Source organism: Flintibacter faecis (assembly GCF_014287875.1).
Lineage (GTDB): Bacteria > Bacillota > Clostridia > Oscillospirales > Oscillospiraceae > Lawsonibacter > Lawsonibacter faecis_A.
Window position 1 is genome coordinate 566,121 of the sequence record NZ_JACOPN010000001.1, and the last position, 14,164, is coordinate 580,284.

Below are 14,164 nucleotides of genomic sequence, written 5' to 3' on the forward strand. Positions count from 1 at the left end.
CTATACTGTATTCACACGACCGGGCCGCCGGGGACGGCGGCCCCTACGCCCATTGCCCCGCCGCTCTGCCTTAGGCCTAGTCCTGCTGGTGGGGGGAACGCTGGTGATGCTGGTGTAACGCCAAGGCAAGCCGCCAAAAAGACGGCTTGTTTTTTCGTAAAAGTTCCGGTAAAATCGTCTTGAGGAAAGATATCCGCCCGATTTCGTTCAGACAGGAGGTTCCCCATGAAGAAAAGACGGTTAGCAGCTTTATTTCTTGCCGCCGCATCTCTGCTGGCCCTGTGCGCCCTGGCCGGGTGCGCCGGTCGGGGGGAGAGCCGGACAGAGGAGGACGTCCCCCTGGATCTTTTGGCTTACTCCGTGTGGGCGCGCCTGGACCGGCAGAACGACGTATATTTCCAGGCGGCCCGGTTAGCAGACGACTATCTGTCGTCGGAGGAGCGGGACACTGCGGAGGCCCGGTTCCAGGGCTTCTGCCGGGGCGTGAACGTCATGGCCCAGGACCAGATCATCTATAACCAGGTCAACGCCATTTTTCAGGGGCAGGATACCCTGAAAAAGGCGGTGAAACAGCTGGTCACCGCCACCCTCACCTGTAAGCTGGACGAACTGCCCCTCTCCCGGCTGTCGGACGAGGAAGTGACCCAGCTGCGGGACACCCTCCAGACCCTGGCCGGGTGCTGTGACCGGGGAGAAGAAAGCTCCCTGGCCCACTGCATCGAAAACCGGACGGAGGGCGACGATTTGACCGCCGCCATCGCCCGGGTGACGGAGGCGGTACAGGGGCTGGAGAGACTGACTGCCGAGTAACATCCATCGACCTGCGGGCCGCCCATTTGGCGGCCCATTTTTTGTCCCCGCCCAATCTTAAACAAATCTTAATACTTTCTTTGTCCGGCGCTAAAACTTCTCTGCTATGCTGTGCAATACATCAAGCGTCACAGCAAAAGGAGAAGAGCATATGGCATCTGCACAGGAGCTGCTGCAAGAACAGTCTGACCTCCCGGCCGCCCAGCCGGGGGAGGGCCCTAAGAAGAAGGGGCGGATCAAATTTCCCAAGTTGAAAAAGAAGCCGCCCGTAAAGCGGCTCATCGCCCTGGCCCTGGCGGCGGGGGCGGTGTATTGGATGTTTCTCCGTCCAGGGGGCGAGGGGCCGGACCTCCAGGCCAGCTATACCGCCGCGCCGGTGACCATGCGGGACATCGTGGTCTCTGTGTCGGGCACGGGGACGGTGACCCCCGCCGACTCTTACAAAGTGGGAGCCCTGGTGACGGGAGAAATTTTAGAGGCCCCCTTTGCCGAGGGAGACCGGGTGGAGAAGGGGGCCCTGCTCTATCGGGTGGACCCGGGCGCGGCCCAGACCGCTCTGGATCAGGCCCAGCTGAACGTGCGTCAGGCCCAGCTGGCCTATCAAGACCTGGCCGCCGCCCAGCACCCCGCCGCCAGTCTGGCGGGAGTGGTGCAGCAGGTCCACGTCCAGCAGGGGGACCAGGTGTCAGCAGGAACGCCCATCGCGGACATCGCGGACCTGTCGGTGATGACCCTCACCCTGCCCTTTCAGTCCACCGACGCGGCCCGCCTGACCCTGGGCCAGAACGCCACGGTCACCCTGAGCGGGACCATGGAGACCCTGAGCGCCACGGTAGAGTCGGTGTCCACCGCCGATTTAGTAGGCAACGGCGGGAGCCTGGTGCGCCAGGTGAAGCTGCGGCTGCACAACCCCGGTGCCCTGTCCCCGGACCAGAGCGCCACCGCCCGGGTGGGGGACATCGCCTGTGCCGCCGGGGGCAAGCTCCAGGCCAACTCCCGCCAGACCATCACCGCCCAGACCAGCGGCGAGGTGACTGAGGTGCTGGTGACGGCGGGGAGCCGGGTGGCCGCCGGGGATGCCCTGGCTGTGCTGGGCGGTTCCACTGCCTCCAGCGCTTTGGAGAACGCCGCCATCACCTTAGAGAACGCCCGCCTGAGCCTGCAGAGCGCCCAGGATGCCCTGAACAACTACACCATCACCGCGCCGATCTCGGGCACGGTGGTGGAGAAGAGCTTTAAGGCCGGTGACAAGATCGAGTCCGAGGCTCTGTCCGCCGCCAACGGCACCCTGGCCACCCTGTATGACATGTCCCAGCTCACTTTCCGCATGGCGGTGAACGAGCTGGATATCAATAAGGTGGCCGTGGGCCAGCAGGTGGAGATCACCACCCAGGCCTTGTCCGGCCAGACCTTCACCGGCACAGTGGACAAAGTGAATATCAACGGGACGACGACCAACGGCTTTACCACCTATCCCATCACTGTCCGCCTGGATGGAGACGGGACGGAGCTGGCCCGGCAGGGGCTGCGGCCGGGCATGAACGTGTCCGCCAAGATCATCGGCCAGTCGGTGGAGAACGCCCTGTGCGTCCCCGTGGGGGCGGTGAGCCGGGGGAACAAGCTGCTGGTGGCCGCGCCGGGCGCTCTGGCCGAAGACGGGACCACGGTGCTTGACCCCACCAAGACAGAGGAACGCCAGGTGGCGCTGGGAGCCAGCGACGACAGTTATGTGCAGATCTTGTCCGGCCTGTCCCAGGGGGAGACGGTGCTGGTGCCCGACCAGGGCCAGGACCAGGTCCAGATCCAGCCAGACGGCAGCGCGGCCATGGCCGGCTCCGGCGGGGAGGGCTGAGCCTATGGCAGAGCACCTGATCGAACTGAGGGACATCTATAAAATTTACCCCATGGGGGAGGAGACGGTCCACGCCCTGGACGGGGTCAGCCTGACCATTGACCGGGGGGAGTTCGTGGCCATTGTGGGCCAGTCCGGCTCGGGCAAGTCCACCGCCATGAACATCATCGGCTGTCTGGATGTCCCTACCTCGGGTACCTATCGCCTGGGGGGCGTGGACGTGTCCACCATGGGGGACGACCAACAGGCGGACATCCGAAACAAAATGCTGGGCTTTATCTTCCAGCAGTATAACCTGATCCCCAAGCTCACCGTGGAGGAGAACGTGGAGTTGCCCCTGCTGTATGCCGGGGTGGCCCCGGAGGAGCGCCGCCGCCGGGCCAAACGGTCCTTGGAGCGGGTGGGCCTGGGGGACAAGGGGCGGCATCTGCCCGCCCAGCTCTCCGGCGGCCAGCAGCAGCGGGTGTCCATTGCCCGGGCCCTGGCGGGGGACCCCTCCGTCATCCTGGCCGACGAGCCAACGGGGGCGCTGGACTCCCGTACCGGGCGGGAGGTGCTGCACTTTCTCCAGCAGCTCAACGACGAGGGGAACACGGTGGTCCTCATCACCCACGACAACTCCATCGCCGTAAAGGCCAAGCGCATCGTCCGTTTGCAGGACGGGCACATCATCTATGACGGGGACGCCCGCGATCCCCGGGCGGTGGTCCAGCCCGACGAGAGCAGAGAGGGGGCCGCGCCGTGAACGTCACTCAATATTTCAAGCTGGCCCTGAAATCCCTGCGCACCAGCAAAATGCGGGCCTTTCTCACTATGCTGGGCATTATCATCGGCGTGGCCGCCGTCATTATCATCATCTCCCTGGGCAACGGCCTGACGCGCATGGTGGAGCAGCGGGTGGAGAAGCTGGGTGTGACCCAGATCATGGCCTATACCTGGGGCATGGGGGACGGCACCACCGGCAACGTGACCCCACAGGAGATATACGGCCTGGTGGAGGCCAACCCGGACGTGTTCAGCGGCGTGACCCCCTGGGTCAGCGCCGGGACGGGGGTGCGCCGGGGGGACACCCAGCTGAAAAAGACGACCATCACCGGGGTGAGCGAGGCCATGTACCGCCCGGAGACGGGCACCACCTTGGACGGGGATGCCCTGGGCAAAGGGCGGTTTTTGCAGTATGTAGACGTGCAGCAGCGGAAAAACGTGTGCGTCATCGGGGCATATGTGGAGCGGGAAGCCTTTCAGGGGGATGCCCTGGGCCGGGAGCTGCTCATTGGCGGCGTACCCTATACGGTTGTGGGGGTGATGGCCCAGTCCCAGACCACCATGGAGGAGGGGGGCTGGGACGACCTGGCCTATGTCCCCTATGAAAACGCCATGCAGCTGTCCGGCAGCGGCTTTGTCTCTCTCTACCAGATGACCGCCCGCAGCCGGGACACGGTGGAGCAGGCCCGGGCCCTGTTGGTGGATCTGATGGTGCAGAAGTTCCCCGACCCGGACGCGGAATATAACCAGTATATGATCACCACCATGCTGGAGCAGGTGCAGCAGATCAACGCCATGATGGGGGTGGCCATGTCCGTGCTGGTAGCCATCGCCGCCATCAGTCTGCTGGTGGGGGGCATCGGCATTATGAACATCATGCTGGTCTCCGTCACCGAGCGCACCCGGGAGATCGGCATCCGCAAATCCCTGGGGGCCAAACGACGGGACATCCGGTGGCAGTTCATCATCGAGGCGGGCACCACCTCCGCCGCCGGCGGCCTGCTGGGCATCGGCCTGGGTTGTTTAGTCGCCAGCGGCATCGGCTCTGTTCTAGGCGGGACTCTGGCCCAGAGTATGGGGGGCGGCATCACCTTCTCTGCCACTCCCACCCCCATGGCCGTGGCCGTCAGCTTCGGCGTGTCCGTGGGCATCGGCGTGTTGTTTGGATATCTGCCAGCCAATAAGGCGGCAAAGCTGAATCCCATCGATGCGTTGAGATATGATTGAGGACGGCCCTCTCAGTCACGGCTATCGCCGTGCCAGCTCCCCCACAGGGGGAGCCAAGTTCCCAGCCCTGTCATTGCGAGGAGGGCAACGCCCGACGTGGCAATCCGTTCCTCGTCTTACTTGCCTCCCCCTTTGGGGGAGGTGCCCAGTGCGTACACTGGGCGGAGAGGGCCAGCGGCCTTTGGCCGCCCGCAGATATGATCTCTTCTGAAAGGAGCACTTCCTATGAAAAACCGACTTTTCTCCCTGGCCCTGGCCGGGGTGCTGTCTCTCTCCTTGGTCCTGCCGGTGGGTGCAGCCGGTGCCGCGGCCTCGGAGGACCAGGCCATCCAGACGGTGAACGCCCTGGGGATCATGGTGGGGGACCGCACCGGGTCTATGGACCTGTCCCGCTCCGTCACCCGGGCGGAGTTTGTCACCATGGCCCTGAAGGCCATGGGCCGCCAGATCGGCCAGGCTGCCTCCTCCCCCTATCCCGACGTGCCCTGGAGCCACTGGGCGGCGGGCTATGTGGAGGCGGGGGTGGCCGCCGGGCTGGTGTCCGGCTATTCCGACGGACGCTTTCGCCCCTCCAGCACCATCACCCTGGCCGAGGGGGTGACCATCGCCCTGCGGCTGCTGAACTATGGCCCCGACGACTTCACCGGGGCCTATCCCACCGGCCAGCTGGCCCAGTACCACAGCCTGAAGCTGGACCGGGGCGTCACCGCCCAGAGCGCCGCCAGCCCCATGACCCGGCGGGATGCCATGTATCTCTTCTATAACCTGATGACCGCCAAAAATAAAAGCGGGGCCGTCTATCTGGAGACCCTGGGCCACAAGCGAAACGCCGCTGGGGAGATCGACTTAGTCGCCCTGGTCAGCGATGCCATGGAGGGCCCCCTGGTGGTCAGCGGGGGCTGGAGAGACCGGCTGCCCATGGACGCGTCCGGGGCCCTGGTCTATCGCCAGGGGAAGCTGTCCGCCCTGTCCACGGTGAAGGACGGGGACGTGATCTATTGGAACCGGGCCATGAACGCCATCTGGGCCTACAGTGACCGGGTCACCGGGACCATCCAGGCCGTTCAGAATTCGGACAGTCCCACCGCCGTGACGGTGGCGGGCCGCACCTGTCAGATCGAGAGCGCCGCCGCGGCCTATGCCCTGTCCGACCTGGGGGAGTATCGCCTGGGAGACACGGTGACCCTGCTGCTGGGCCGGAACGGGGCGGTGGCCGCCGTGACGGGTACCCCCTCGGGCACCGGCTCCGCCGCCTATACCAGCCAGCGCATCGGCGTGGTGACGGCCATCGAGCGCGCCCAGTATTCCGACGGCAAGGGGGGCACGTACACCTCCCGCACCGCCGTGGTCCTGGCCACCGACGGCCAGACCTATCGCTATGAGAACCAGGCCGGGCTGTCTGCCGGGAGTCTGGTCCAGGCGGAGGCCGTCGCCGACAGGGTGACGCTGCGACCCCTGACCGCCGCCTCCCTGTCCGGGTCGGTGGACCGCTCCGCCGCCCGCTTGGGCCGCTATCCCTTCGCCGGCGACGTGGAGATATTGGACGTGAGCGGCAGCGCCGCCGTGCGCGTCTACCCCCAGCGCCTGGCGGGGATGAGCCTTAACGAGGGGAACGTGTCCTATTACCACTTGAACGGTGCAGGGGAGATCGACCGCCTGGTACTGAAGGATGCCACCGGGGATATGTACGCCTATGGCGTGGTCACCCGTATCTCCTCCTCCAAGGACGGCAGCATGAAGGGCTATGACTATGACGTCGGCGGCACGGCGGGGTCCATCCCCCTGTCCTCCACCCGTCTGCCGGTGGACGGCGTGGGCGGCGTGCGGTGCAAGGGCGACCCCAGCGCCCCGGCGGGACTGTACTCCCTCACCGCTTTGCGGGGCGGCACGGTGGAGGGCAGCACCCTCCGAGCCGGGGGCAAGACCTATACCCTGGCGGACAATGTGGCCGTGTACCGGGTGAAAAACGGGGCCTATTACAAGATCACCCTGGCCCAGCTGGGGCAGAGCGACGATCTGACCGCCTGGTACGACCGCCCGGACGAGCAGGGGGGCCGCATCCGGGTCATCACTGCGGCAGAGCAACAGGGATAATATAAAACGCGGGCCGCCGGGGAGTTTTTACCCGGCGGCCCGCACTGTGTTTCTCTATCGGATTTATCGGATTTTTTCGCCGTTCAGCACGGCCTCCAGCAGCTGGTCATCCTTGTCATAGCACAGCTTCAGGGAGAAGAAGGGCACGTCCTGCCCCAGCAGCTCCAGGAAGATGGCGTCCCCCTCCCAGTGGGGCAGCTCCAGCAGGCGGGCGCGGGGGACCCACTCCAGCACGCCCTCGCTGCACTCCCCGATCTCCCCGGTCCAGCCGTCGGCGGTGAACAGGTGCATGTACTCCGTCACCCACCGCTGGGAGACAAAGGTGACGATGCCCCGGTACTGATAGCGGGTCAGATTCAGGCCGGTCTCCTCCCGGACCTCCCGCAGCAGGCAGTCCTCCGGGCTCTCGTCCGCCTCGAACTTGCCCCCCACACCGATCCACTTGTCCTGGTTCACATCGTTCTGCTTTTTCACCCGGTGGAGCATGAGATAGTCCTCTCCCCGGCGGAGATAGCACAATGTGGTGTTCACCGACTTTACGTCATATGCCATGGCTTTCGGTCTCCTCCTGCGTTTTCTGTCTTTAGGTCTGTTCGTCCGGGTCGATGAGGGTCACGGACACGGTGCGGCTCTGCCCGCTGCGCACATAGGTGAGGGACACGGTGTCCCCCGCCCCCATGGACTGCTTTAAGCGCACCAGGTCCTCCACCGCGTTCAGGCTCTGGCCGTCGGCGGCGGTGAGCACGTCCCCGGCGCGCAGGCCCTTGGCATAGGCATCGCTGGTCTTGTCCACGCTGTCCAGGGTCAGGCCGCCCCCCTGGGCCGTTCTCGTGAGCACAGTGAAGCCGAAGATGCCCCGGCGGACCTGCTTTCCGGCGATGAGGGTGTCGGCCACATACTTCACCCGGCGGGAGGGGATGGCAAAGCCCAGCGACTCCGCAGAGCCGTCGTCGGTGACGATCTTCACGGTGGTGATGCCCACCACCTGGCCATATTGGTTGATGAGGGCCCCGCCGGAGTTGCCCATGTTGATGGCGGCGCTGGTCTGGATCAGCACCATGGACGTTCCGTCCACCTCCACGTCCCGGTCCAGGGCGGAGACGATGCCGTCGGTGATGGTGGAGCGATAGCCCAGGGGGTCCCCGATGGCGGCCACCGGGTCGCCGCAGCGCAGGGCGAAGGAGTCCCCAAACTCCGCCGGGGTCAGGTCGTCGGCCTCCACCTTCAGCACGGCCAGGTCCTCCCGGGCATCAAAGCCCACCAGGGCGGCATCCAGCACCCGGTTGTCTGCACAGGCCACCTGGACCTTGTCCGCCCCGGCCACCACATGGGCGTTGGTGATGAGATAGCCGTCGGCAGTGAGGACCACGCCGGTGCCGGTGGAATAGCTCTTGGCGTCCTCCGCCTGGATAGACACCATGGAGGGCAGGTTCTTGTCATAGATCTGGGTGTAGGTCAGGCTCTCCCCGCTGTCCGGGCACAGCTCCACCGTCACGCCGGTGCCCGTTTCGGCCCGGGGAATGGCGGGAGGCGTGGTGTCCAGCTTCTCCTCATCACGGCCCGGCTGGCGATAGGCGTAGTCCTCGTCTCCCCCTGGCAGCAGCTGCACCGGCCACAGGGAGTCCATCACAGCACCGATGGCCACCAGGGAGACGAGCAGGGCGGCCAGGCCCATGCAGACAGGCAGAGAGAACCGCCGCTTCCGCCGCCGGGGGCGGAGCACCGGGCGGGGCGGGACATACCGGGGCGGCATGGCTCCGGGCATGCTGCCCCGGGGATCGGAGCGCTCCCAGGGGCCGCCCTGCCACAGGTCGTTGTTTCGTTCGTCCAAGGCGCGCACCTCCTTTCGGCTGTTGTTTCTTTTTCGGCCGTCAGGCCAGGGTGAGGGTAAAGGTGAACCGGGTCACGCCGTCCTCGCTGGTGACGTTGATGTTCTCCTTCAGTTTATTCAAAATGGTCTTGACGATATACAGCCCCAGGCCCACGCCCTCCCGGTCCATGGAGCGGGAGTAGTCCGCCTTGTGGAAACGGTCAAAGAGCAGGGGCAGCTCGTCGGGGGGGATCGTCGCCCCCAGATTCTGCACAGTGGTATAGGCCTTGCCGTCCTTTTTGGATATCTGCACGGTGATGGTGCTGCCCTCCGGGGCGAACTTGGCGGCGTTGTCCACCAGGTTATAGCACACCTGGGTGATGGAGTCCGGGTCGCCCCACACCATCAGCTTGCCGTCTGGCATCTGCACGTCCACGTCCAGCTTTCGGCCAGTGATCTTGGTCTCCAGGCTGATGAGCACCTGGCTGACCACCTCCGTCAGGTCAAACTGCTCCTGCGCGGTCACGGTGTCCTCTGCCAGGGCGTTCAGCCGGGACAGGTCCAGCATCCGCCGCACCAGCCGGGACAGCCGCCGGGTCTCGGACACGATGATCTGCAGCGACTCCCGCTCCCGCTCCGGGGGGATGGTCCCGTCCAGAATGCCCTCGGCAAAGCCGGAGATGGTAGTCATGGGGGTCTTCAGCTCGTGGGACACATTGGCGATGAAATCCGACCGCTGACTCTCCACCTTGGCCAGGGAGCTTGCCATGGTGTTGAAGGACTCAGCCAGGGTGCTGATCTCGTCGCATCGGCCCTCATAGCCGGTGACCCGCACGTCGAACTCCCCCCGGCCAAACTTTCGGGCGGCCTCGGCCATCTCGTTCAGGGGCCGGGCCTGATGGGCGGAGGTGATGGTACTGGCGATGACGGAGATGATGAGCACCACCACGGCGGAGAAGAAGAAAATGGTGGCCATGGCCGACCACATCTCCGCCAGGCTGGAGGCATCCGCCGATACCAGTACCAGCCCCTCCACCACCGTCCGCCCGGACAAAGTCATGGCGGACACGGGCAGGGCGGCCATATAGCGCCGCTCGGGATAGATGCCGTCCAGATTGGTCATGCCGGTGTAGTCCCCGTCGTGGAGCACCTGGTCCACCACGGCCTTGGGCAGACAGGTATTTTTATAGTCATAGAGGTGGTCCCCGTCGGTGGCATAGATGATCTCCCCGCCGGGGGTGGTGACGATGACATAGGAGTCGGAGATGCGGGCGATGGAGGCCACATAGTTGCTGTAAATTTTGTCCTGGATGCTGTCATACTGCTGGTAATAGGACGCGGTGAACGTGGCAATATAGCTGGCGTTGCGGGCCATGGCATCCCGCTTTTCCGAGATGATATACCGATAGGACAGCAGCATGAAGGCAGTGGACAGCAGGGTGAAGGACAGCACCATCACCCCCACCATCATGGTCAGCTGGCGTTTATAAAGGGATCGCATGGGGATCGCCTCCTGGTGTTAAGGATCGGGTCCGTGGGTGCGGGATCAGGTCCCGCCGCCCACCTCGAACTTATAGCCCACGCCCCACACGGTCTTCAGCCGCCACTGGTCGCTGATGCCCTCCAGCTTCTCCCGCAGGCGCTTGATGTGAACGTCTACCGTGCGGCTGTCACCGAAGTAGTCAAAGCCCCACACCTCGTCCAGCAGCTGGTTCCGGGTAAACACCCGGTTGGGGGCGGAGGCCAGGTGATAGAGCAGCTCCAGCTCCTTGGGGGGCGTGTCCACCCGCTTGCCGTCCACCAGCAGCTCATAGGAGTCCAGGTTGATGACCAGCTTGTCAAAGGTCAGCTTTTTCTCCGTCTGCTCCTCCTCCCCGCCGGTGCGGCGGAGGACGGCGTGGATGCGGGCCAGGACCTCCTTCATCTCAAAGGGCTTGACGATATAGTCGTCTGCGCCCCCCTCCAGGCCGGTGACCTTGTCCTCGGTCTCGCCCTTGGCGGTGAGCATGATGACGGGGGTCTTATCGTGCTCCCGGATCTTCTTCAGCACGGCCCAGCCGTCCATCACCGGCAGCATGATGTCCAGCAGGACCAGGTCGGGCTGGAAGGAGCGGAACAGCTCCACCCCCTTGCCGCCGTCGCCGGCCACCTGGGTCTCAAACCCCTCCTTCTCCAGATAGAGGTGCAGCAGCTCGGCGATGTTGCCGTCGTCCTCTACGATCAAGACTTTCTTCGCCATGAAGGTCTCCTCCATTTCTCGTTTGTCATTTTTTCAGGCAGATGGGAACTCCCGGGGCTCCGGGAGGAACAGATCATATACTCTGTTTATTGTAACACGAACCGGGGCGCTTGGGTGAATAATTTGTAAAAATCAGTCCCGGCCCCGCCAGATGGCCCTGGGCTGCTCCGGGTCGGGGGACTTGATATAGGGGTGGTCGATCTGGATCACCGGGTAATACCGGGGGGAGAGCTTTTTCAGCTGCCAGGCCACCTCGGTGGACACCTGCCGGTCCGTCAGGCGGAAGCCATAGGGCACCTCGATGTCGAAGATCAGGTTGGTGTGGATGGGGCCGGGGGTCATGCGGAAGTCGTGGATGGACAGGGCGGGGTCCAGGTCATGGACCACCTGCTCCACCTGTGAGCGCAGCTTGGCGGTGCGCGCATCGCACACCACCGGGTCCATGTGGATCACTGTGTCGATGCCGTGGCGGGCCTTCAGCTCCCGCTCGATGTGGTCGATGATGTCGTGGATCTCCAGCAGATTCTCATCTGCGGGCACCTCCGCGTGGAAGGACATCATAGCCCGGCCCGGGCCATAGTCGTGATAGACCAGGTCGTGGATACCCAGGATCTTGTCGTGGTCCAGAACAATGCGGTCGATGTCGGCGGCCAGCTCCGGGTCCATGGGCCGGCCCAGCAGGGGGGCCAGGGTGGCCTGGGCGGCCTCCCACCCCGTTTTCAGGATCAGCACCGCCACCAGAAGGCCCGCCGCCCCGTCGATGGGCAGCCGGGTCCACTGACCGATCACCGCAGACAGCAGCACCGCCCCGGTGGAGGCCATGTCGGACAGGGCATCCGCCGCCGTAGCCGCCATGGCCTGGGAGTCGATGGCCCGGCCCAGGGCCCGGTTGAAGACGAAGATCCACAGCTTGATGAGGATGGCCGCCGCCAGGATGACCAGGGTCAGCAGGCTCATCTGCACGCTCTGGGGCCGGAGCAGGGCCTCGACAGACGACCTGCCGATCTCCACCCCCATAAGCAGCACCGCCAGGGACACCAGCAGGCCGGTGATGTATTCGATGCGTCCGTGGCCGAAGGGGTGGTCAGCATCGGCCTGCTGCCCCGCCAGCCGAAAGCCCACCAAGGTGACCACCGAGGTGGCCGCGTCAGACAGGTTGTTCACCGCGTCGGCCACCATAGCCACCGAACCGGACAAAATGCCCGCCAGCAGTTTTCCGGCAAACAGCAGCAGATTCAGGCCGATGCCCATGCCGCCGGAGATGGCTCCGCAGCGGCGGCGGACATCCGGGTCCTTGGGGTCCCCGCCCCGGAGACAAAGGCCAATCAATTTTTTCAGCATGTGCGCCTCCCTTTCTGTGAGAGGGGGTCAAAATGCCCCGCTGCACGCCTTGTATTATCCCATACAATGGGAAGGTCCGTCAAGAAAGTTTCTGGGTCAGTGGGTCAATGGCGGCGTGCATCGTTTTATTCACAAAAAGTTCGCGGGAAGGTCACGATTTTGCCGCAATTATATTTTATAGTGTACTTGTACCAAACAAAAGAACCTACCTCTTTTTTCTCCCTCTCCTTTTTTCAAACACACACAGGCAGAAGGCCCTGACCCTACCCCGGTCAGGGCTTTCTGTCGTCTTGCGCCAAGCAGTTCGTTTCTGCGTCCATCAGCCTCCCTTGTCAAAGGGAGGTGGCACGGGCGCAGCCCGTGACGGAAGGATTCCGACCACAGGAAAGCTATCTTGGAAACGGAATCCCTCAGTCATCGCCTGCGGCGATGCCAGCCCCCTTTCACAAGGGGGCCACAGTGGAAAAGATTCTGCAATGTTCACAAAAAATTCATGCCGCCGTCACGATTCTGCCGCAATTATCCGGTATTCTATACGCGTCCCCAGAAAGAATGAAGATTTTTCTCCTATTACTCTCTCTCCTTTACAAACACACACAGGCAAACGGCCCTGACCATCCCGGTCAGGGCCGTTTGCCGTTTTGCCGGCGTTGCGAGGGAATGCTTTAAGGCAATATAGAAAAACTCTGTGCAGCACGGTCACGGGCAAATTCGCTTAGCTCTTCGTAGTGCTCTGCCGCTTCCGGTTCCTCCGGCGGATAGTTCACATCTGTGGGGAAATAGACCCCATAATAGAAACGGTCGCTCTCCCCCAAATAGGTCGGTCCATCCAAAACATCAAACGGATTTTCTTCGACAACATCTCTGTCATATACGAAAATGGTGAATACCGTGCCTGTCCATTCTGGATATTTGCTTTGGATATTTTTATCCAGGAACGATATTTCCGCTCCTTCATCATTGGATGTTGTCTCGATCATAAATTGATCCTTCATCAGATCGACGCAGAAGCCATGATCTTGATCGGTGTAGGTTTGAATTTCGCTGTGCCCGGAAGAGAAAAGATATATGGCACCCAGCACGACCAATACAACCAAAACTGCTAACGCAAAAATACGCTTTCGCATAAAACACATCTCCTTACGCATGTTATGACCGGATTTTTATTCTCCTGTTATATAAACGCAGAAGCGGGTGTGTTTCTTACATGAATTCTTGATAAAGTTTCTATTAACATGGGGCCAAGGGACGGGAGTCACGGATCGCCGCGTCGGCCCTTCGGGCCTTCTTGCAATGACAGGAGACGATTGAAGGTCACTCCCCCGTCAGCTCCTCCACCGCCTGGACCATCTCATAGACCAGTCCGTCGCAGTGGGCCTTTTTCTCCTCGCCCCGGTCTTTGGAGGCCCGCAGCAGGGTGGCGCAGTCGGTGGCCCCGTGGTCGGTGCGGAACCGGCGCAGCAGTTCGGCGGCTTTCTTCTCGTCGCAGCCCATCAGCCCCAGGGCCATCAGCGCCCCGGTGAGGGCCCCGCAGGCCGAGCCCATGCGCATCCCCGCCCCAAAGTTGCTGCCCAGGGCGAAGGCCTGCTCCTCCGTCAGCCCCAGGTCGGCGGCAAAGGACACCAGCACAGACTGGCAGCAGTTAAAATGTACGTCCGTTCTGGCCCGCAGCTGGCGGGCCGTCTCCATGTGGTTGGTCATAAATGTTTCCTCCTCACGTTTGTTGTTGATTTAGGCATCTGTTTATGCGGGCGGCCAAAGGCCGCCCCTACACCGGGCACCGATAGCGTTCTGTAGGGGCGGACCTCTTGTCAAGAGCAACATGGTTTACAGATTGTGCAAGCACATGGTTTACACATTTTCTCTTGGGTCATCTACCAAACGATAGATACGCTTCATGGTATAGGCCCGCTTTTCCAGGTCAATACGCCCGATTCGGAATTGCCGGAAAAGCAGGGTGATCTGGCCCGGAAGATGGGATTCACGGACCGCTATATACTTGCCGCGAAAGGCTTCGCTGAGGAAA

14 protein-coding genes are annotated in these 14,164 nt (G+C 63.0%); 6 read left to right on the top strand and 8 right to left on the bottom strand.

The features are described from left to right. The first annotated feature begins 225 nt into the window (after positions 1-225). From H8S55_RS02655 to H8S55_RS02675, 5 genes are all read left to right on the top strand, one after another. Positions 226-810, top strand: coding sequence for a hypothetical protein (locus tag H8S55_RS02655; protein ID WP_186877694.1), 585 nt, complete (start codon positions 226-228; stop codon positions 808-810). Positions 811-961: 151 nt separating this feature from the next. Then, complete coding sequence (locus H8S55_RS02660) at positions 962-2,662, top strand: efflux RND transporter periplasmic adaptor subunit (protein ID WP_186877695.1); 1,701 nt, start codon at positions 962-964, stop codon at positions 2,660-2,662. Between the two features lie 4 nt (positions 2,663-2,666). Continuing rightward, positions 2,667-3,407, top strand: a complete 741-nt coding sequence (locus H8S55_RS02665) for an ABC transporter ATP-binding protein (RefSeq protein ID WP_279287389.1) — start codon at positions 2,667-2,669, stop codon at positions 3,405-3,407. Beyond that, on the top strand, positions 3,404-4,654 hold the full coding sequence (locus tag H8S55_RS02670; protein WP_186877696.1) for an ABC transporter permease: 1,251 nt from the start codon (positions 3,404-3,406) through the stop codon (positions 4,652-4,654). Before H8S55_RS02665 ends, H8S55_RS02670 begins: the two co-directional genes overlap by 4 nt. A 225-nt stretch (positions 4,655-4,879) precedes the next feature. After that, positions 4,880-6,748: an S-layer homology domain-containing protein gene (locus H8S55_RS02675; protein ID WP_186877697.1), complete on the top strand. Its 1,869-nt coding sequence runs from the start codon at positions 4,880-4,882 to the stop codon at positions 6,746-6,748. A gap of 63 nt (positions 6,749-6,811) precedes the next feature. Here the strand turns inward: H8S55_RS02675 and H8S55_RS02680 are convergent, their stop codons facing one another. The 5 genes from H8S55_RS02680 to H8S55_RS02700 all read right to left on the bottom strand — a co-directional run bounded on the left by H8S55_RS02680 (position 6,812) and on the right by H8S55_RS02700 (position 12,138). Next, a complete protein-coding gene (locus H8S55_RS02680; protein WP_186877698.1) occupies positions 6,812-7,300 on the bottom strand; it encodes an NUDIX hydrolase in 489 nt (162 codons plus the stop codon). A 31-nt stretch (positions 7,301-7,331) separates the two neighbouring features. Beyond that, on the bottom strand, positions 7,332-8,579 hold the full coding sequence (locus H8S55_RS02685) for a S1C family serine protease (RefSeq protein ID WP_186877699.1): 1,248 nt from the start codon (positions 8,577-8,579) through the stop codon (positions 7,332-7,334). A gap of 40 nt (positions 8,580-8,619) precedes the next feature. Further along, complete coding sequence (locus H8S55_RS02690) at positions 8,620-10,059, bottom strand: sensor histidine kinase (protein WP_227146465.1); 1,440 nt, start codon at positions 10,057-10,059, stop codon at positions 8,620-8,622. Positions 10,060-10,104: 45 nt separating this feature from the next. Continuing rightward, positions 10,105-10,797, bottom strand: a complete 693-nt coding sequence (locus tag H8S55_RS02695; protein WP_147562899.1) for a response regulator transcription factor — start codon at positions 10,795-10,797, stop codon at positions 10,105-10,107. 132 nt (positions 10,798-10,929) lie between these two features. Continuing rightward, on the bottom strand, positions 10,930-12,138 hold the full coding sequence (locus H8S55_RS02700; RefSeq protein WP_186877700.1) for a cation diffusion facilitator family transporter: 1,209 nt from the start codon (positions 12,136-12,138) through the stop codon (positions 10,930-10,932). 459 nt (positions 12,139-12,597) lie between these two features. Here H8S55_RS02700 and H8S55_RS02705 point away from each other — a divergent pair, with 459 nt between their 5' ends. Then, a complete protein-coding gene (locus tag H8S55_RS02705; RefSeq protein WP_186877701.1) occupies positions 12,598-12,807 on the top strand; it encodes a hypothetical protein in 210 nt (69 codons plus the stop codon). Here the strand turns inward: H8S55_RS02705 and H8S55_RS02710 are convergent. The 3 genes from H8S55_RS02710 to H8S55_RS14610 form a co-directional block, all read right to left on the bottom strand. Continuing rightward, the gene (locus H8S55_RS02710; RefSeq protein WP_186877702.1) at positions 12,804-13,265 is read right to left on the bottom strand and encodes a hypothetical protein; all 462 of its coding nucleotides are present in this window, start codon (positions 13,263-13,265) and stop codon (positions 12,804-12,806) included. The two genes, H8S55_RS02705 and H8S55_RS02710, sit on opposite strands and share 4 nt — an antisense overlap. Positions 13,266-13,452: 187 nt before the next feature. Beyond that, on the bottom strand, positions 13,453-13,839 hold the full coding sequence (locus H8S55_RS02715) for a C-GCAxxG-C-C family protein (RefSeq protein WP_243200423.1): 387 nt from the start codon (positions 13,837-13,839) through the stop codon (positions 13,453-13,455). 150 nt (positions 13,840-13,989) lie between these two features. Further along, positions 13,990-14,164: hypothetical protein (locus H8S55_RS14610; protein ID WP_494545934.1), on the bottom strand; the 175-nt coding region annotated here is incomplete at its 5' end.